This is a genomic window from Campylobacter sp. GTC17093 (genome assembly GCF_055397635.1).
Genome location: NZ_AP038832.1, coordinates 921762 through 940576, shown reverse-complemented (window position 1 = coordinate 940576; position 18815 = coordinate 921762). Strand labels below are relative to the sequence as shown.

18 protein-coding genes and 1 tRNA gene are annotated in these 18815 nt (G+C 29.1%); 3 read left to right on the top strand and 16 right to left on the bottom strand.

The window, feature by feature from the left end; translation table 11 throughout:
• Positions 1–164 precede the first annotated feature (164 nt).
• The 9 genes from ACZ5VL_RS04850 to ACZ5VL_RS04810 all read right to left on the bottom strand — a co-directional run bounded on the left by ACZ5VL_RS04850 (position 165) and on the right by ACZ5VL_RS04810 (position 9017).
• Positions 165–1055, bottom strand: a complete 891-nt coding sequence (locus tag ACZ5VL_RS04850; protein WP_464197857.1) for an energy transducer TonB — start codon at positions 1053–1055, stop codon at positions 165–167.
• A 7-nt stretch (positions 1056–1062) separates the two neighbouring features.
• Positions 1063–1449 (bottom strand): TonB system transport protein ExbD, encoded by a 387-nt coding sequence (gene exbD, locus ACZ5VL_RS04845; RefSeq protein WP_464197855.1) that lies wholly within the window; start codon positions 1447–1449, stop codon positions 1063–1065.
• Positions 1449–1871, bottom strand: a complete 423-nt coding sequence (gene exbB, locus ACZ5VL_RS04840; RefSeq protein WP_464197853.1) for a TonB-system energizer ExbB — start codon at positions 1869–1871, stop codon at positions 1449–1451. Before exbB ends, exbD begins: the two co-directional genes overlap by 1 nt.
• Positions 1872–2228: 357 nt before the next feature.
• Positions 2229–2753: a DUF1523 family protein gene (locus tag ACZ5VL_RS04835; protein ID WP_464197851.1), complete on the bottom strand. Its 525-nt coding sequence runs from the start codon at positions 2751–2753 to the stop codon at positions 2229–2231.
• A gap of 501 nt (positions 2754–3254) precedes the next feature.
• Positions 3255–3650 carry a GNAT family N-acetyltransferase gene (locus ACZ5VL_RS04830; RefSeq protein ID WP_464197849.1) on the bottom strand — a complete coding sequence of 132 codons (396 nt, stop codon included), beginning with the start codon at positions 3648–3650 and terminating at the stop codon, positions 3255–3257.
• Positions 3651–3799: 149 nt separating this feature from the next.
• Positions 3800–4906, bottom strand: a complete 1107-nt coding sequence (locus tag ACZ5VL_RS04825) for a restriction endonuclease subunit S domain-containing protein (RefSeq protein ID WP_464197847.1) — start codon at positions 4904–4906, stop codon at positions 3800–3802.
• Positions 4897–6981 (bottom strand): HsdM family class I SAM-dependent methyltransferase, encoded by a 2085-nt coding sequence (locus tag ACZ5VL_RS04820; RefSeq protein ID WP_464197845.1) that lies wholly within the window; start codon positions 6979–6981, stop codon positions 4897–4899. The genes ACZ5VL_RS04825 and ACZ5VL_RS04820 overlap by 10 nt, the downstream gene beginning before the upstream one ends.
• Before the next feature lie 17 nt (positions 6982–6998).
• Positions 6999–8015 (bottom strand): IS1595 family transposase, encoded by a 1017-nt coding sequence (locus ACZ5VL_RS04815; RefSeq protein ID WP_464197843.1) that lies wholly within the window; start codon positions 8013–8015, stop codon positions 6999–7001.
• Positions 8016–8030: 15 nt separating this feature from the next.
• Positions 8031–9017: a helicase-related protein gene (locus ACZ5VL_RS04810; protein WP_464197841.1), complete on the bottom strand. Its 987-nt coding sequence runs from the start codon at positions 9015–9017 to the stop codon at positions 8031–8033.
• Positions 9018–9457: 440 nt separating this feature from the next.
• Between ACZ5VL_RS04810 and ACZ5VL_RS04805 the strand changes: the two genes are divergently transcribed.
• Positions 9458–9679, top strand: coding sequence for a hypothetical protein (locus tag ACZ5VL_RS04805; protein ID WP_464197839.1), 222 nt, complete (start codon positions 9458–9460; stop codon positions 9677–9679).
• Position 9680: 1 nt separating this feature from the next.
• Positions 9681–9893, top strand: coding sequence for a hypothetical protein (locus ACZ5VL_RS04800; RefSeq protein ID WP_464200331.1), 213 nt, complete (start codon positions 9681–9683; stop codon positions 9891–9893).
• On the opposite strand, the gene ACZ5VL_RS04795 is transcribed toward ACZ5VL_RS04800, so the two are convergent.
• Both ACZ5VL_RS04795 and ACZ5VL_RS04790 read right to left on the bottom strand, forming a co-directional pair.
• Positions 9832–9990, bottom strand: a complete 159-nt coding sequence (locus tag ACZ5VL_RS04795; protein WP_464197837.1) for a replication initiation protein — start codon at positions 9988–9990, stop codon at positions 9832–9834. The genes ACZ5VL_RS04800 and ACZ5VL_RS04795 overlap by 62 nt on opposite strands.
• Before the next feature lie 375 nt (positions 9991–10365).
• Positions 10366–10440 (bottom strand) — tRNA-Asn (locus ACZ5VL_RS04790).
• 82 nt (positions 10441–10522) lie between these two features.
• Here ACZ5VL_RS04790 and ACZ5VL_RS04785 point away from each other — a divergent pair.
• Positions 10523–10945, top strand: coding sequence for a Sua5/YciO/YrdC/YwlC family protein (locus tag ACZ5VL_RS04785; RefSeq protein ID WP_464197835.1), 423 nt, complete (start codon positions 10523–10525; stop codon positions 10943–10945).
• A gap of 75 nt (positions 10946–11020) precedes the next feature.
• Here the strand turns inward: ACZ5VL_RS04785 and ACZ5VL_RS04780 are convergent, their stop codons facing one another.
• The 5 genes from ACZ5VL_RS04780 to dnaG form a co-directional block, all read right to left on the bottom strand.
• Positions 11021–13114, bottom strand: a complete 2094-nt coding sequence (locus tag ACZ5VL_RS04780; RefSeq protein WP_464197833.1) for a rhodanese-like domain-containing protein — start codon at positions 13112–13114, stop codon at positions 11021–11023.
• 64 nt (positions 13115–13178) lie between these two features.
• Positions 13179–15188: a cytochrome c3 family protein gene (locus ACZ5VL_RS04775; RefSeq protein ID WP_464197831.1), complete on the bottom strand. Its 2010-nt coding sequence runs from the start codon at positions 15186–15188 to the stop codon at positions 13179–13181.
• Between the two features lie 118 nt (positions 15189–15306).
• Complete coding sequence (miaA, locus tag ACZ5VL_RS04770; protein ID WP_464197829.1) at positions 15307–16179, bottom strand: tRNA (adenosine(37)-N6)-dimethylallyltransferase MiaA; 873 nt, start codon at positions 16177–16179, stop codon at positions 15307–15309.
• 1 nt (position 16180) lies between these two features.
• Complete coding sequence (locus ACZ5VL_RS04765) at positions 16181–17164, bottom strand: argininosuccinate synthase domain-containing protein (protein ID WP_464197827.1); 984 nt, start codon at positions 17162–17164, stop codon at positions 16181–16183.
• Positions 17161–18795 carry a DNA primase gene (gene dnaG / locus ACZ5VL_RS04760; protein WP_464197825.1) on the bottom strand — a complete coding sequence of 545 codons (1635 nt, stop codon included), beginning with the start codon at positions 18793–18795 and terminating at the stop codon, positions 17161–17163. Before dnaG ends, ACZ5VL_RS04765 begins: the two co-directional genes overlap by 4 nt.
• Positions 18796–18815: the final 20 nt, after the last annotated feature.

Genomic DNA, 18815 nt, shown 5'->3' with positions numbered 1-18815 from the left:
CAATTCCTCAAACAAAAAATATTAAGATTGTATTTTATATATATTTATATTAAATTTATATTAATATTGATAATTATTATTAAATTATTCAAATACTTAATATTTTTTATCTTACCTGGATATAAAGTCACAACAAATAATATTTATATATAAATAATTATATTTTATCTAATGGTAAATTTTATAGGTATTGTAAATGTAGTGCTAGTTCTTATATCCGGAAAGCGATCTTTTACTTTTTTGATTATTGCAATCACTGTATTGTCTAATATTTCGTAATTTGAAGACTTTAATACTTTTATATTTACAATTTTCTTACCAGGAGCATACTCAAAACTTACAGTGGTTATACCAGTTTGACATAGCATTCTAGCCTTTTGTGGATAATTTTTCTTTGCTTCTTTTGCAATTATGGCTTGTATCAAAGCACCAATACTATCTTTCTCATTTTCACTCAAAGCTTGAATAGTATTCTCATTTGTTGTTGTACTTGAAGCGACTTTGTTAGCACTTGGGTTATATCCATTCAAGCCACCAGTTTCTGCGATTTGATTATTATTTTTGTCATCAATTTGTTCTCTAGTTTGTTCTCTAGTTTGTTCTCTAGTTTGTTCTCTAGTTTGTTCTCTAGTTTGTTCTCTAGTTTGTTCTCTAGTTTGTTCTCTAGTTTGTTCTCTAGTTTGTTCTCTAGTTTGTTCTCTAGTTTGTTCTCTAGTTTGTTTCGACTTTACAATGGATTTATGTACCAATTTTGATTCGTGTTTTATAAGTGTATTCTTAGGTTTTGTTTCTGTTATTTGTTCGAGTTTGGCGGTTTTTATGATTGATTTTTCTGTATTTTTTTTATTAGAAACTTTACTTACTGTTTCGTTTGTTATTGTATTAACTATATCTTTAGCAGGCGATGAATCATTTAAACCTCCAGCTATATCAAATATCTCAAGATTAATTCTTGTTGCATTTAAAACATGTGGTGTGGTTTTTGGTAATTTTAGATATAAAAATCCAATAATAACTGGAACATAAATCAAAGTTCCAAATAAAATACCTACCAAAAAACTTCTATTCTCTAACTTCTGTTGCAACAATAACATTATCGTGTTTCTTTAGTTTTAAAATATCAATTATTTGGACAAATCGTTCAAATTTAGCCTCTTTGTCACTTTTTAAAATTACGGTGGTATTTGCATCTATTTTGTCAATCTTAGCTGAAAGCTCATCAATATCAATAGGCTTTTCGTTTAGAAAAATGCTGCTATTTGCATCAACTAGTATAATAAATTTTATATCTTCTTGACTTTTTGTTCCACTTTTTGACTGCGGTAAATTGACTTCAATTTTACCTTGAACGATAAATGTTGAAATACTCAAAACAATACAAAGCAAAACTAGAATAATATCAATAAAAGGAATAATATTTAAACCATCTTTTTTAAGCTTATTTTTCACTATTGCCTACTATTTCTAAATTTTGCAAGCATAACTTCAATTTTGCGAGAAAAAGCATTATAAATCATAAGCGTTGGAATGGCAACCAAAAGTCCTATAGCCGTGGCTTTGAGCGCCAAACTCATACCCATCATAACTGTTTTTGCGTCTATACCACCACTCATGCCCATATCATAAAATGTTATCATAACACCAGCTACTGTTCCTAAAAGACCAACATATGGAGCATTTGAATAAATAATGTAAAGTGTTGTTAAATTTTTTGTAAGTTCTATTTCTAGAGATTCTTCATTTTCATATAAACTAGTATCTATTTTATAATAAAAATATAGTCTTTCAAAAGTATATACTAATGTTAAAAATCCCATAAAACCTAATATTGTAATAATAATAAATTCAACATTATATTTTAATATTTCCATATTTTACCTTTTTATATTTTAATTAATATAATTATGATAATCTATATCATTATTTGATAGTTTACCTATTATTTACTTAAAATTTGGTTAACAATATTATTTATGAATTTGCAAAATTAATTTTATAATATTTAATTCTTTAGCACGCTTTAACTTAATAATATAAAACTTTCCAATGACTATTATAAATATAGTAGATTTAATTTTATATAGCTCTAGCGTAAGATTACTCTGTGTATTAAATACAGCACATCGACTCTTGCAAGAGTGCGATTCCTTTTGAAAGTCTTTTATGTAATCCTAAAAATACCAAGCACTCTTACACAATATAAATCATAAAATGTTATATATCAGCTATTACTTTTCAAACACTCTTTTTTTTATAAAAATTATTGTAAATATAAATAAAACTACCAACAAACCATAAAGTATATAGCTTACTATAGGATTTGAAGTATCATTTATACTAGCAATTTTTTTAATGGAAACAACATTGAAAAACTCATCTAAAACTTTAATACGCCAACCATAGTATTTAACCTCAACAAGTGCTTTTTCTTCAGCAAAAGCAGATGCCTTAGCTTGTAAATCAGCCGAATCAAATTTAAAATAAAATGGAAAACCCCAGCGTGTATCTTCGTTGCGGAATGATAATACCTTATCACTATCAGGAAATTTCGCATATATAAAATATACATCTCGAACTGAACTATTTGCGACACGATCTTTATTTATAAATCCATCGCTATCCATGCGTTTAACTTCTGAGCCTACGATATGAAGAGCTTTATAGCTTGGCATAGTAAAATTAACCAAAAGCGCTAGCAAAATATGAATTATAAGTACTATAACAATCGCTGAGCGCATAAAGAAATTTTTCATTTTTTACCTTTAAATTGTATTTTACATATGATACAAGAAATTTAATAATTTTATTTTTAAATTTCTTGGTTCTGTTTATTTATATTGTGATATAGTTAGCCACATGTTTATCTGCGTCTAGCTTTGTTTTTGTATTTGCTACAACTCACTTCACTAAATCACAGCTTTAATTTAAAGATTTATAAGTTTATAAAATATGTTATTTTCAAATTCAGAAGGTGTAAAAGTAACTTATGCTTTTAATAAGAAAAAAGAATTCTAGATAAAAGAAAGGAATGGCGAATTACAAGATAAAATATCAAACAAAAAAAGCAAAAACTCATTAACATTTGATGAAATAATGACACACCGTTTCAACTATCAAAAAGTTAGTGAACCACAGCAATATATCAATCACATTAAGATATACAAAATTTATGCCATATAGCGAACTTAATGAGATTAAAAATTATATAAAATAAAATATAATTTAGATTTTTAAACCTAATATATTGTATTTAGTTACTTTTTTCTTTTTATTAAAAACGAATTTTCTGCTTTAGAAAAACCTATCTTAGGATAATACTTCATTGCACTTGGTGCAGATAATAATACTAAAGATACTTCATCTCCCAATAATTTTTGGGTTTGATTTATGAGTTCTTTGCCAATACCTTTTGATTGATATTCTTTACATACAGCTAAATCAGAAATATAGCATGCATAGGAAAAATCTGTTAAACTTCTAGCAATACCAACCAATGTATCGCCATCCCAAGCAGTAATAATCAAATTTGCATTATCAAGCATTTTTTGTAATCTTGGTATATCTTTAGTAGGTCTTGTAATGCCAGATGATTCAAGCAATGATTTAAACTCTTCTACGGTAATTTGTTTATTAATATTATATTCTATCATTTATCAATCCTATTATAATTTTTAGGCTCTGTTTAAATAAAGTATTGGTTTGATTTTTTTTATAATCTTTTGCTTGTGAAAGTTTTTACGAATTATATATTTTTTAGGCTTTTTTAAAAATAGTATTGATTTATAAATTTACTATACTTTTAAAACATAATATCTATTGAAATAAGATTTTTAATTTTTTCAATTATGCTTTTTTTAATTTCATCAAGTTTCATATATTTAAATGCTATTTCTTTTTGTTTTTCTATGTCAAAGTCACCATTTGATTTAATAGGAATGCTTATTTTTATTTTTTTAAGCTTGTTTTTGCCTGCCTTATTAGAAAAATTAAACTTATTAAATTCCGCAGAGAGCATAAGGGTGTTTCTTAAGTAATTCAAATCTATATTATTAATAAATTTATCAAATAAAATTAAGGGGATTACCTTCTCGGATAATGAAAAACGCCCAGAACGGTAAAATATACCACAAGAGCCATCTATATTCCAAGTCAAACAGTTCTCAAAATATTTAATGTTTTCTAAGTTGTCTTGAACATATCCATAGCCTACTTCATATTCAAATTTTGATGCACCATAAACTGGAATATCTCCTTTATGTTTATTTATGAAAGCTTTGGTAAATTTACTATTATTTGTTTTTGATTTTTCAAAATCAATAATTTCTTCTAAGGTTTTTTGTGTATATTTGGTATTGTCTTTTTCTTCTATATTAATTATTAGATTGTTAAGTTCTGTTATTCTATCTTGTAAAATAGATTTTTTTTGTTCTATCTCATAATAAATTGAAGCCAATCTTTGTTGTTCGTCAAGGTCGTATGTTCCATCTTTTGCCAAAGGCATCTTTATTTCTATATTTTTTATGGAATTCCATCTCACAGAGGGGACGCTTCCTTTTTTTACCTTAGTAAATAATTTATCTTTTAAGTAGTGGTAACAATATTGTAAGTCTATTTTGTCTTCATTGTTTAACTTTTTTAAAACAGCTCTATGACCGCCAATAGAATACTTTTCATTATTGATTAAAACAACACTACCAGCATACTCACCATCAGTAGAAAAAGTCAAATTTGGCTCTGAATAATCAAAATCATCTATAAAAGCAAAACTACCCAAAGTATTTCCAGCGAAAACTTCATAATTGCCTTTATTTGTGTTGCAGTAAGCTTTTGTGTATTTGCTATTTCCATATTTACACAAAAATAACTTATCCAGCCTAACGCTTGTAAAAGATTTGTCTATAAGCACTTAATAGCCTCACAATATTCATTCATATCTTGTATAACATCTTGTATGTATTCTTCAAATTCTTCTAGCCTCATAATGTTGCTTGCCTTTTTTTCGCCTATTTTAATTTTTTCATCGTCAGTCCAATAATTTTCTATAATCCAATCTTTTGATGCTTTTAAAGAGTCTAATTTTATAAATTTCAATCGTGCATCTGAAAAAACACTTTTCAAATAGTCTGGAATATTGATTTTACTGCAATTTTTATACAAATTAAATTTATTAACAGCCTCTTGAAAATCATTAGATTCTATGTCAAATCTATTTGTATCAAGACTTTCGCCTATTGTAGAACAATAATAAGCGAATATTGGATATTCTTGCATTAAAGATAAGTCTTTTTTCTTTTTTAAGGTTAATATATATGTCTTTTTAGGTGTATTAAAAAATGTTTTTTTAGGCAAAGAGATAATAGCCTCAATAAAACAACGCTCAATAATAAAATTGCGAAGTTTCTCGTTTCCAATATTTGTAAAAATTCCATCAGGCAAAACAATATTTGCAACCCCATTTGGTTTTAGTGATTTTATAATCCACTCTAAAAACAAACTCTCTACCCCTTGACCGTTTTGTGAATAAAAATTTGTATTTTTGGCTTTGGTAGATATTAATTCGCTTGAGTAGTATGGTGGATTGGCAAGAATTACATCATATATCTCTTTTGGCTCTTGCTCCAATGTCCCAAGAATAGATTTGCTTGAAAAATAAGTTTTATCCAACAATTCTTTTGTTATATTGTGCATATCTTCATCAGAACCATAATTTTCTTTAAACAAAGATGAGTAATAAATCAAAGTGTTTGCTTTTGCCAAAATAGTTGTCAAATCATAGCCATTTGTAGAACCTTTTTCGTCCATTTCTTTTTCGAAACCGAACAACTCTATTTTTTTAACAAGTTCGTTATTTTTATATACAAAAGGTTCGTCAATTTTTAACGAGGCTTCAAGTAAAAACTTTCCAACCCCACAAGCTGGGTCGCAAATTTTATCCCCTTCTTTTATATCTACCATATTCACCATGCCTTTAACTATTTTTAACGGCGTGAAATATTTTCCAGCGTTTTCTTTTGTCTTTTCTTGTTTTGTAAATGTTTCAAATAGTTTGGATTTAAAATCTTTGTTTATATTGATAAATTTTCCCTCTTTTTTTTCATAATCTTTGAAAAGATTCATAATTGAATGAAAAGTTTCTTCATCTCCATTGTTGCTTATGTAATTTCCATAAGAATTTTTTTCAGCGTGAAACACAAAGCCGTTTATTACAGAAGTTTTATCGTCTGCTTCTGGAAACAATCTACTAATTTTATCTCTTGATTCTGTAATGTATCTATAAAGAACCTCCGCTTTGTTCCTACCATCTTTATCATATAGTTGATATATATAATCAAAATTTTCAGTAGGTTTTAATATTTGAATATCAGACAAATATTTAAATAAAAAAAGCTCAACAAATGTATATAAACTATCTTTTGAAGTTGTAAATTTAATTTTTTGCAAAAGCGAACCAACACTCATAGCCAAACTTGTAGGGTCAGAATATTTTATTTCTAGTAATTGGTCATTGTTTTCATTTATGTCAATATTTATTCTTTCTATAAGCTTCACAATCTTTTTTTCTTCTTTTTTAGGCTCTATGGGAACAACTATATTGTCACCATTTTCGTCTTTTATTTTATTGCCTGTTAATGCGTTTAACCATATAAAGTTGGTTCCATCAGTTACTACATAAATTTTAACACCAAGCTCTTTTGCAACCTCTATTTCTTGTTCAATAGTTTTTTGTATCTTTTTTTCAGAATTTAATTCACTTGGTAGCTTAAGTTCTACATACACAATTATTCTTTTTGAGTTATCAACTATAAGAACATCGGGCTTTTTCTCCCTATTTTTAATTGATTTTTTCACTTTCTTACATTCAATATATTTTTCGTCAATTAAATTTCCAATGGTTGTAGCTCCTAAGCTTAAACACTCATATTTGTCTAAAATTGTTACAGTATTTGAAAATAGTTCATTTTGTATGCTTTGCTCCGACATTTTTAATCCTTTAAATTTTAACTCACCAACGGTATATTTAGTCTATTTGATATACTCTTAACTAGACTTACGCACTCTGTCTTTTGTATAAAATCTAAGAGTATTATCTCTTTATCATCTTTACTATCTTTGGCAAAATTTACAAAGTTATGATAAACAAGATAGTTGTTTAGATGTTTAGTTGATACACCTTTAAAATTATAAATTATCATCGCTTTTAGTCTGCTGTGATAGCTATTTATTGTCTGTATGTTAAAATTGCCAAGTTTATGCTTATTTCGTGGAATTCTTATATGGTTTAAGCTCATATCGTTTGATAGTTTTGAATAAGCCCTAAAACTATCAGTTACTAATACGCTATCGCTTACTATCTTTTTATCTAATGCTTTTTGTAAATCTGCAAGCTTTGGTTTGCCAAGATTTGAAATTTTAGCAATAGATAAACCATTAAGATTAACTCCACTTGTTACGCACACCTGTTCTTTTGATAATCCACGCAAACTAGCCCTAGTGCCACGATGTTTTGCTAGGCGTGGTAACTTAAAATTTTTGTGATGACCTTTAAAAGATAGTCCAAAAAATGTTTCATCGGCTTCAACTACACCATTAAGCTCAACTTCACTTATCATATTTTGTAAAGCGTCAAGAATTTTATGTCGCCAGTTAAAAGCGGTAGGCAAAGAGATACCGCAAATTTCAGCTGTTTTTCTAAGCGAGTATTTTTCTACCATACAATGAATATATTTTTGCCAAATTTCTATCTCTTTTTTAGAGCTATATAGTATTGTTTTATTTGTATCGGTAAAAGTTTTGCCGCAATCTTTACAAATATATCGTTGAGAGCCATTTTTAGTGCCATTTTTAATAAATTTGCTAGATTTACAGTGAGGACAACAACTAGCTTTATGAGTATTGATAACTTTGTGTTCTTTGCTATCCTTTTTAATGCTTTTTAGAAATTCTCTTCTATCTTTTTCGTTCAAGTTATTAAATAGCTGTTTTATAATGTCAAGCTCGGTTGTTCTGCTACTCATAAATACCCTTACAATCTATGTTTTAATAGATATAATTATAGCATATTTTGATTGATTAAAAACACCCAAATATTTTACAAGTTCGTATTTTAATGTATTAAATACCAACCTTGAAGATTCTTGCATTGCTTTATCAACTGAAATATTTTTCTTATTAACTTTATAATCAACCAAACCTTTAAATCCGCCTTTAAGATAATAATAAATAAGATAAGTTAAGTTATAAGAAGTTTTTTTACTTTTATTATTCATTAAATTTTTTAAATTTTGATTTCTTATAATAGGTGACATTATTCTTAAAATAAAATCAAAACCATCAAAATCAATCTTTATATCTTGCTCATTAGTATTTATTTTGGCAATCAAGCTTTTTATTTTTTTATTATCGTCTAAGCTTAGTCTATTCAGAATATCAAAAAGTTTTATTTTATCACTGTAACAAACAATCTTATAAGCATTAATTATTTCTGGTGGAATTTGCCTATCATCAATTTGTTTAAAAATATCTCTCTTTAAAGTTAGCTCTTTTTTATTTAAATAGCCATTATCTGTGATAAAATAATCAACCTCATCTTTTGATGAATTTTCATCATAATTTTTATGCCTAATACCAATATTTTCAGAGTTTATAATCTCTTTAAATTCTTCATCAATTACAAAAACACTGCCACTAAAATGGTGCATAAATCTTCCAGCCCTACCTTCAATATTTTTTGCATCAAATTTTTTTAAATCTTTCTTATCTTTTTTACTATCAAAAACAATTAGATTTTTTGTAGATGTGTTTACACCTTCTGTAATAGTTGTTGTAGAAAATAGTATTTTTAATGTTCCATTATTAAAAAAATTGATTATCTCTTTTTGAATATATTTTGGTACTAAACCATGATGAATACCTATTCCATATTCCAAAGCTTTAACGACAATCCAATCACTGTATAAATTATTTTTTATCTGCAAAATCTGTATCAGTCTGTATTTTTTTAATAAAGAAATTGCCAAAGTTTTCTCTTTCTGTTTTAATGGTATCTTTTTTTAGCTTTCTTAATTCTTTTATTGATTTTTTTTGGAAAATAGATTATAATCATTTTTGTAGAAAATTATTTTAATACAGGATAGGGATTTACTTCAATATTTGATATCAAATATTGAAGTAAATCCCATTTTCTGCGAAGCTCATATATAATTTTGTATTGTAAAAGGTTTGAAAAAAATGGATGGTTTAGAAACAAAAAATATAGCACTAAGACTTTTTTAAAAATATAGATGAAAAATTAACTAAATTATCTAAAGAAAAAAATACTTCAAAGAACGAAATGATAAATTAATCAAGCTTTTAAAAGAATACAAAGAAGAAGACTTTATAAAAAATATTGAATTAATTATTAATAATAGTAAAGAAGAAAATAAATCAGAAAATACAAAAGAATAGGATTAATATAATGCAATATCCAGAAATTAATAGTTTAAAAGAAAGTTTAGAAATTTTAGATAGATATAAAAAACAACTTACTAAAGAACAATATGAAGCCATGAAAAGCAATATATATAGTTTTAATATTGAAGATATGCATATAAATGAACTTGATATAATAGGAGCTATTCAAGTTTTAAAAAATGAAAAAACTTCAAAAGACTTAATAAAATATTATAAAGCCATATAATATGTTCGATTTTTTAAATCCTTTAAAAGATAATGATTTATTAAATGACTCTAATAAGGAACTTCTATCTTTAAATTTAGTTGGTGCAAAAAATCTTGATGAGCTAATGAAAATAGAAAGACTTAATACATATTCAAAATCTATACAATTATCTATATCACCAATAAATGGTAATTTTGACTATCAACATTTAAAAGATATACATAAATTCTAATGCTATAAGCAGATCTCATTTGTTGAATGTCTTTAAATTTTAATTGAGTGAAGTTTTTTTCTAAATTTACTAAATATTGCATTAAGCTATCATTCAATTTATACTTTATATACGCATCACCTTCTACATATTCTATTTTTTCAAATAATGAATAACCTTTAAAACCCTATTTTATTCTCAAATCAACAGCAAAAAAGTCCTATGTCTAAAACTTTAGCTAACTCTTTTTTATAGTCATCTTTTTAGGAAATTGACTTCTTAACATCTCAAGCGTTTGTTAAAATATTCTTCTCTTTCATGTGTAAGTCTTTCAATTTTTATGCCTACATTTAGTTATAAAAAATACTATAAACAATATTAAGCTATTGTAGGTATAAAAAACAAATAGGGAGCAAAATACAAAAATTCTCTAAACTTAAACTTTATAAAGTATCGGTAAAATGATGATTTAAAGTGGAAAAATTGTAATTTGTGGCTCCGGATGCTGGATTCGAACCAGCGACCAATCGGTTAACAGCCGACTACTCTACCGCTGAGCTAATCCGGAATATATTTTAAAAAGAAATGTAATTATACATAATTTTTATTGTGATGTCAAGAAATTTTATAAAATATGGTAAAATACCTATATGATATATTTAGCACAAACAGATACAACAGCTGGTTTTTTAAGTAAAAACCTCCAAGAACTAAACAAAATAAAACATAGAAACGAAAATCAACCTTGTTTAATTACAGTGGCAAAATTTAGCGAGTTAAAAAAATTAACAAGAGTTCCAGAGAAGTTTAAAAATTTTGTTAGAAAGTCAAAAAAAACTACTATTTTATACCCAAATAAAAAAGCTATTAGGGTTGTAAAAAACTGCGCACATTGTGATTTTTTATACAAGCATGGTTGGATGTATTCAACATCAGCAAATATTCATGGCAAGAATTTTGATATAGATTATGCAAAAAGCGTAAGTGATATCATAGTAGATAGTGAATTTTTTGAAAGCACACCTTCTAAAATTTATAAAATTTCAAACACTTGTACTAAAAAAATTAGATAATTTTATTTTATATTTAAATGCACCTGTGTAAATATAAATAAAAGTCCCGCAAATTTTGCGGGACTAAAAGAAGTTTTATCCAAAAATCATTTCAAAGTAAGCATAAATGATCATGAATAAGAAAACAAGTCCAGTAAGCAGCATTGCAAAGCCTATTAATTTAGCAAACCAACTATAAGAACTAAAGTTAGTATCTTTTACTTTTAATGTCTCTAGTTTTCCAGAATCAACAAGTCTTTGATACCATATACTTCTTTCTTGTTTCAACTCTTCTTCAGTAAGATGTCCTGAGAATATAACCATATCCATCGGAAATCTATCTGCTCTAAAGTGAGTATTAAAGAAGTGAACAGCAAAAATAAATCCTGTTGCAAGTAACGCCTCATCTGAGTGTACTAGCGTAGATAGATTTAATATCCATCCTGGCAAGAATGTTGTAAATACTGTTGGGAACCAAAGAACAAAACCTGAAAGACCTATGATAAACATACCCCAGAATACTGCAAGATAATCAAATTTCTCCCAGTATGTCCATCTATCAAATTGTGGTCTAGGACCTTTATTAAAGAACCATTTGAAATGATCTCTCATATCTCTAAAATCTTGCATTCTAGGCATCAATGATTCTGGTCCAAACAGCGCTTTCATTCCTAAATCAAAACTAAGTTTACCAGTTTTTGGATCTCTAATTTTATCGCGTTTTTTCCATGCATTTACACAAATTTCTGCTATGTTTACCAAGAAACAAGCCACCATTATAATAGCTGATATGTGGTGTATCTTAGTTGCCATTATAGGTCCACCCATTAAATCTACCATATTTTGCGCCCAAGAAGCGTGATAGAATTTTTGTGGTAAGCCAGAGAAAGCAAGTCCCAAGAAACTTGAAGCTACAAAGAAATGTTGAATTCTATGCATTGTACTAAATCTAGAAATTTTTACATTATCATGATGAACTTTTTCTTTAGCCTCTTTCCACTCTTTTGGATGACTTAGCCTTGCCATTATCAAGCGGATTGACCATAATAATGTGTGTAAACCAAAGAATCCAAATACAGCAATAACAAGTCCTGTCATGAATACATACGCATAATACAATACAGGATACTTATCTTTGTCTTTATGATCTGCGTGCGCTATGAACTCAGAAAAATTAATATTTGAGCCAGCGTGGCACTCTTTACAGGTATTGATACGATTTTCACCTTTATATAATGTTGATTTTGGATCATCAACTTTAAAAATATTATGAGTTCCATGACAATCAAAACATGCAGCAACCATCGGTGCTTTTGTTGGAGCATCTAGAAGCATTGCTTTACCATGGAATGTTTCATGATAACGAAGTTGTTGCTCTTCGTGACAAGAACCACATTTAGAATCGCTAATCTTTTTAAAGGTTGTTTTATCTCCATGTGCATTTGATGTATGTATAGAGTGACAGTCAGAACAATTTGGCAATTCTTTATTGAAATCTTTTGGTTTGATAGATTTGACGCTATGAACGCTGCCCTCAAAAGTTTTTCCTATTTCTTTGTGACATGAAATGCAGTTATTGTTAACAAACTCTTTATCTTTAAAAAGCTCTTCTTTTTTCTCTTTACTAGCAAGCATTATAGTTTTTGAACTATGGCAATCTCTACAAGATGGTATTTTGCTAAATCTTAAATCAGCATGAACGCCATCGTTATAGTTTTCAATTTTTTTGTTAGTTATTTCTTTTGGTTTTTTAGCCACTTTTTCTGCTTTTTGTATATCTCTACCAGAAAGTATCCAGCCTTCTATACCATTTGTCATTATATAGACATTTTTATATCCAGCATCTATAGCTTCTTTAGCAGCCATAGAACTAACATGCGAATATGCATTCATACAATAAAATACCAACTTGGCATTTTTATCTTTTGGTAAAGATGCTAAAACATTTTTTGAATTAATATAATCCATAAATATGGCATCTTTAATATGAGCATTTTCATATACTGCTTGCGGATTAGCATCTATAAAATATACATTTTCTTCGCCAAGCATTTTATCTGCTTGGTTTATAGTTATAGAAGTCGCACCTTCTACACCTGTATTAAAATCACCTGACATAGATGCAAAAAGTGATGTAGATAAGCTAAGAACAAAAAATAGAGCTAGAAAACGAGTATATAATTTATACATATTTTTCTCCTAAATTTAAAACACAAGCGCTAAATAATATAGCACTTGTGCATATTTGGTAAAATTATTTTTTACCATTTAAAACGTTCTGAGCTTGATCCATATAAACTAGAGCTTCATCAATTAATTTTTTAGAATAAGCAGGTCCATGAACACCCCATGATCCATCTTTTTGAAGTTTTTCTAAGATGCTTTGAGCTTGTTTTGTAAGTGTTATAACCTCAACTTTTTTCTCTGTTGAAATATTTGAATTAGCCATAGCTTTATCTATTTTCTTTATACCATCACTAATTTTTGCAAAACCATCTTTTATAGGAGTTTGCCATTTCATTACAGCATCATAAACCATAGCCTGATCTGTGAAGTGAAGATTTTTTGGCAACGTTGATTGAACAGCACTGTGGCATCCAGAAGCATTTGGTCCAGCTATAAGATTTGGATCACTAAAGCTTGTTCTACCACAACTCCACATTAAATCAATAAAGAATCTGCCGTTTTCATCTCTTTCCATTCTCCATCCTTTAGTTTTTAAAGGATTTCTTTCTTGCCCAGCTGGAGGATTGATTGATTTAGCTGTTTTATCAACTTTGATGTTCCATATATGACTTGCTCTAACGTTATCAAATCCGCCTTTATCTGGATTTTGAATAGCAGCAAAGTTTTCACAACTCATCATATTTGGCATATGGCAACCAGTACAGTTATCTTTTGAGTGAATTCCACCTTGTTTAAAGAATGCAGCTTGTTCCTCATGACAATCTGAACATGTTTTCTTTAAGCCTGTTCTTGTCCATCCGTCTTTCCAGCTATTTGCTGTAACTTCGTGTGGATCATGACATGTATTGCATCTCATACCTTTATCGTAATGAGCTGAGCTGTACATTTGAGAACCTTCTGTACCACATGATGGACAGCTTGATTTAAAGTAAACGTTAAATGGCTTTCTAGGATTTGGCTCTGCTTCATTATCATGATATGCAAATCTTTGGTGACATCTTTCGCAATTTGATGCCATACCAGCACCTCTTGCACCATATAAGTGAGCACCAGCACCATGACACTCTTCACAGCTTACAGCAAGTGAGATTGTATGTTGTTCTAGTTTTTGTTTATCACCAATTGCTGCAAAGAACTCTTCTTGAGTTTTAAAATCAAATTTGAATGGGTGACAAATTTCACAATATGAACTTGCAGGTTGAAACATCATAGTTTCAGCATATTTTGAACCATAAGAGTTTGTTCCCCATACTGTTGATCTAGAATGTGCAAATTCTTCCATTTTTGTAGGAAAACCAGGAGAGAATTCAGCTATTTTTTTAGCTACTTCTGGAGTAATGTTTTCTGCCCAAACTCTTGAAAATTGATTACCACCAGCAACCATTTTTCCACTTAAATCGCTTAAGTTACCATCTTGAACATGGTAAGTTCCTCTAACAAGCCATCTATCTATAAAACCATATTTTGTTCTAGGTGTTCCTACAATAGCAAAAACATCTTCAGCTTCTATACCTAAAGGAAGTATAGATGCTGGAGCTGAGTAGACTGGTTTTTTAAGATCGTTATTTACCTCTTCTATGTCATTTGTATGACGAACTGTTTTAGCATGCCTTGATCTAGCCCATTGTGTATATTGAGCAGGGTGACACTCACCACATTTTTTTGGTCCAACAAATTTGTTTGGATAATCAAGTATAGAATCCCAACCAAGCCTGTAAGTAACAGCAGCATGATCTAGACCCATCTTTTTAGCATATTTTGGACCGCTGTTTATTTCAACAAACTCTTCCATTCTATCGCTCATTGTATATTTACCAACCAAGCGACCATCTTTTTCATATTTAAACATAGGGTGCTTATCTATAAGTAGATCAAAGAATTTATCAGCACCACGAACATATCCATCCAACGTTCTTGGCATATTTTGATCTTCTTGCACAAAACCAGCACTGTTTAATTTCATTTTGTACTTTTCAGCTGTTGATGGCTCAGTAGCAGATAAAATAGAACTTAACAAACAAGTACTAACTAAAACAAAACAGGCTTTAAATACCCATTTTATGTAACTTGTCTCCATAAAACCTCCTTCGTTGCTTTTATTTGTTATATATTGTTAATATATTTATATATTTTATTTAACATTTATTTATACAAAGCTTAAAAATTTTAACTAAAATTTAATAAAAAAAGTATAATTAATTATTTAAGAATAGATTTATATATCGTTTTAAATCGTCTCTTTTGGCCGTAGTTTTGCGTATATTGAACTGAGACTTATTAAAAGTTCTTTGCCTTTTTGCAAGTTGAGATGTGTGGATATTGATAAGCTCTACAAGTTTATCCTTAGATATAATATTATTAAAATATTCTAAGGTTTCTTTAAGTCCTATACAGTTTAGAGCTTTGTGTTTTGTGCCGTATTTTCCAAATAAATACCTCGCTTCTTCTATAAGACCAAGTTCTATCATTTTGTTAGTTCTTAAGGCTATTTTTTTGTTTAAAATTTCTTTATCAACTCCTATTTCAAATATAGGTATATCATTTATAATTGGCTCAGATGTGTTATTTTTCAAAAACTCACTAGGAATCTTTTTTGTTGAGTGATAAATTTGATACCACTTGTGAAGTCTAAATTTATCATTTTTATTAAATTTATTTGCATATTCTGTGTCAAATTTACACACTTCTTCCCAAATCTCATCATCACTAATGGTAATTTCGATGTTTTTTATCTTTGGTGCAAGTCCTTTTAACATAGCATTTAGATAAAATCCACTTCCACCAGTTATGATAAGAAGCTTATTATGCGTTACGGCATACTGTTTTGCCTTCTTGTATTCTTTTATAAATTCTCCAACGCTAAAATATTCATCAGGATAAACTAAATCTATCCCAAAGTGTTTAGCAGAATTTAGCTCATTTACACTTGGTTTTGCGGAAGCTATATTTATCTCTTTATATAAGCAAAGTGAATCAAGACTTAAGATAATGGCATCTCTCTCCACAGCTAATTCTATGGCTAAATCACTCTTTCCGCTTGCTGTTGTTCCAATTATTGCTATTTCCATGTTACTTTATCAAAAACTCATTTATTTGAGCTTTATCTTCAAACGGACTGACCTCAAATCCTTCTCCACCTATATATATAATGTAAGACCTGCTTACATCACTCTTGGCATAAGTTATAGCTATCTTTGCGCCTAAAGCTCGGTCTTTACCGCTTGCATTCTTACTAATTAAACTAAACGCTCCTATCTGCTTACCTATATCCACATGCTCAAATTTATCAGTGCATAAATTTTCTAATACCAAATTCTCTTTTTCATCACGCCCTATTATCATTTTTGCACCATCATTTAATCTCAAATGTCTGCCATATCGCAAAAGCGCAATATCAACTTTTTCAAATTTTTCATCGTAATTTAGCATATCTTTTATCTTATTTGAAAAGTGTTCAAGCGTAAGCAAACATCCACCAGCTGGGCTTGCGTACTCTGTTATGCCAAATTTAGAAATAAGTTCTTTTTGAACGCTTCTACCTCTACCGCTTATATCAAGTAGTTTATCTCTATCAACCCAACCTGCAATCTCAGGCTTTGTTGGATTAAGTAGTTTTGCACAAAGCGGGCGAAGTATAAGATTTTCTTCATCCCCACTTAATCTTAAAACACTATTCATCGCCTCTCTTCGTTGGCTCATCGGTCTTTGACCTAAAACCTCACCACTTATCACAAAACTTGCCTCAAATTTATCAAGCAAAGAAAGCGCAGTTTTAAACATATATGCATGACAATCAATACATGGATTAAAGCATTTACCATAACCAAATTTAGGATTAAAAAGCACATCTTCAAGATATTTTTCTTGAATATCAATAACTTCAAAATCAGCCCCAACTCTTTTTGCCCTATCTTTTAAAAGCTCAAAATGTTCATTTGTAGCACCAAAGCCATTGTCCATATAAAGTGCAGTTACATAAATTCCTTGCAAAGTTATAAGTTTTATAGCAAGCATACTATCAAGCCCACCGCTAAAAAGTGCCAATGCTCTCATTTTTTACCTTCTAGTTTCATTATTTGTGCGTTTATCTTCTCTATTTTTTCAAGTTTATTTTCTATATTTGCATCTTTAATAGCTAAGAGCATTCCTTTAAAATATTTAATCTTTAGCAATCTTATCGCTTCTAAAAATTTCTCTTCATTTTTATAAATTTCTACATTATCATCAAAATCAAGTTCTCTTAGCAAACTCTCATCTTTTTCGTTTTTTGCACCATAACAAATTACTTCATACTCTTTTTGATGTATTTTAAAATAATTTTTTTCACCAAGCTCAACTAGTATATATTTTAAATTTGCCAAACTCATTGCACTTTTTAAAATACTAAGTTCTAAATAGTCTTTGTTTTTAAATTTAACCTCTTCTTTTTGCTCTTTTTTTACGTAGCGATAATTTAGTCTAAAATTATCTATATTTAAAAGTTCTCCTACTAAACCCTCATAAGAAAGCGCCATTATCTTTGGAAGAGTTCTTAAAAACTCACCTATCTCATCATATGCTTTTTGTTTTTGCACAGGACTTGTGATGTCATATTTTTGAGCTATTTTTGATATGTAAAACTCTCCTAGTTCGGTACCGCCACTAAAAAGCTCTTTTAGTCTATCTATCTTGCGTTCTTTTACCATATCCGCAGGATCTTCGCCATTTTCTATGATAACAACATTTCCTTCTATGCTATTTTGAGCTAAAAGTGCTGAGCTTTTAGTGGCTGCATTTATGCCCGCATTATCGCCATCAAAACTAAGAATTACTTTTATATCCCCTCTTTTTATAAGCGGTAAATGTTTTATAGTCAAGGCTGTGCCAAGAACCGCAACTGCGTTTGTAAAACCAGCTTTATGAAGCATTATAACATCCATATAACCTTCAACTATTATCATCTGTTTTTTTTCATAAATACTGCTTTTTGCGATGTCATATCCGTATAAAAGCGTGGATTTATCAAAAATTTTGCTTTGTGGGCTATTTACATACTTAGCAGGATTATCTTTCATAAGTGTTCTGCCACCAAAACCAACCAAATTTCCAGCATGATTTCGTATAGGAAATGTTATGCGTGAGATAAAACTAGCATACAATCCATTTTGATTTTGCTTTATAATACCGACATCCAAAGCATCATTTGGTTCGATTTCTTCGTTTTGCAAAAGCCTTAAAGTGGAGTTTGAATCTGGCGCAAAACCTATCTCAAAACGCTCTATCATAGCATTATTTAGTCCTCTATCATAAAGATAATCTAAAACAAATTGATTTTGAAAAATAAGACTTCTATAATAAGCATTTACAATATCAAGTATCTTTTTATCTGGCTTTTTAGCTTCGTTTTCTGTTTTTATGTAATTTAGTGCGAAATTTGATAAACTAGCAATTTTTTCTATCGCTTCAGGATAACTGAGCTTTTCATAATCCATTACAAATTTTACCGCATCCCCACCTGCTCCACAAGAAAAACAGTGAAAAAGCCCTTTGTCACTACTTATGCTCATGCTTGGATTTTTATCATCATGAAACGGACACAAGCAAGTACAGTTATGCCCCGCTCTTTTAACAGGAATGTAATGAGCGATAATGTCTACGATATCGATTCTAAGTTTTAGTTGTTCGATTGAGTTAGGGTCTATCATGGCAAAAATTATACTTTCTT

Coding starts and splice junctions, on each gene's coding strand:
- ACZ5VL_RS04800 (WP_464200331.1), top strand. CDS start 9,681: ATGTTCGATTTTTTAAATCCTTTAAAAGATAATGATTTATTAAATGAC.
- ACZ5VL_RS04765 (WP_464197827.1), bottom strand. CDS start 17,164: ATGAGAGCATTGGCACTTTTTAGCGGTGGGCTTGATAGTATGCTTGCT.
- dnaG (WP_464197825.1), bottom strand. CDS start 18,795: ATGATAGACCCTAACTCAATCGAACAACTAAAACTTAGAATCGATATC.
- ACZ5VL_RS04805 (WP_464197839.1), top strand. CDS start 9,458: ATGCAATATCCAGAAATTAATAGTTTAAAAGAAAGTTTAGAAATTTTA.
- miaA (WP_464197829.1), bottom strand. CDS start 16,179: ATGGAAATAGCAATAATTGGAACAACAGCAAGCGGAAAGAGTGATTTA.
- ACZ5VL_RS04780 (WP_464197833.1), bottom strand. CDS start 13,114: ATGTATAAATTATATACTCGTTTTCTAGCTCTATTTTTTGTTCTTAGC.
- ACZ5VL_RS04775 (WP_464197831.1), bottom strand. CDS start 15,188: ATGGAGACAAGTTACATAAAATGGGTATTTAAAGCCTGTTTTGTTTTA.
- ACZ5VL_RS04830 (WP_464197849.1), bottom strand. CDS start 3,650: ATGATAGAATATAATATTAATAAACAAATTACCGTAGAAGAGTTTAAA.
- exbB (WP_464197853.1), bottom strand. CDS start 1,871: ATGGAAATATTAAAATATAATGTTGAATTTATTATTATTACAATATTA.
- ACZ5VL_RS04835 (WP_464197851.1), bottom strand. CDS start 2,753: ATGAAAAATTTCTTTATGCGCTCAGCGATTGTTATAGTACTTATAATT.
- ACZ5VL_RS04815 (WP_464197843.1), bottom strand. CDS start 8,015: ATGAGTAGCAGAACAACCGAGCTTGACATTATAAAACAGCTATTTAAT.
- ACZ5VL_RS04820 (WP_464197845.1), bottom strand. CDS start 6,981: ATGTCGGAGCAAAGCATACAAAATGAACTATTTTCAAATACTGTAACA.
- ACZ5VL_RS04785 (WP_464197835.1), top strand. CDS start 10,523: ATGATATATTTAGCACAAACAGATACAACAGCTGGTTTTTTAAGTAAA.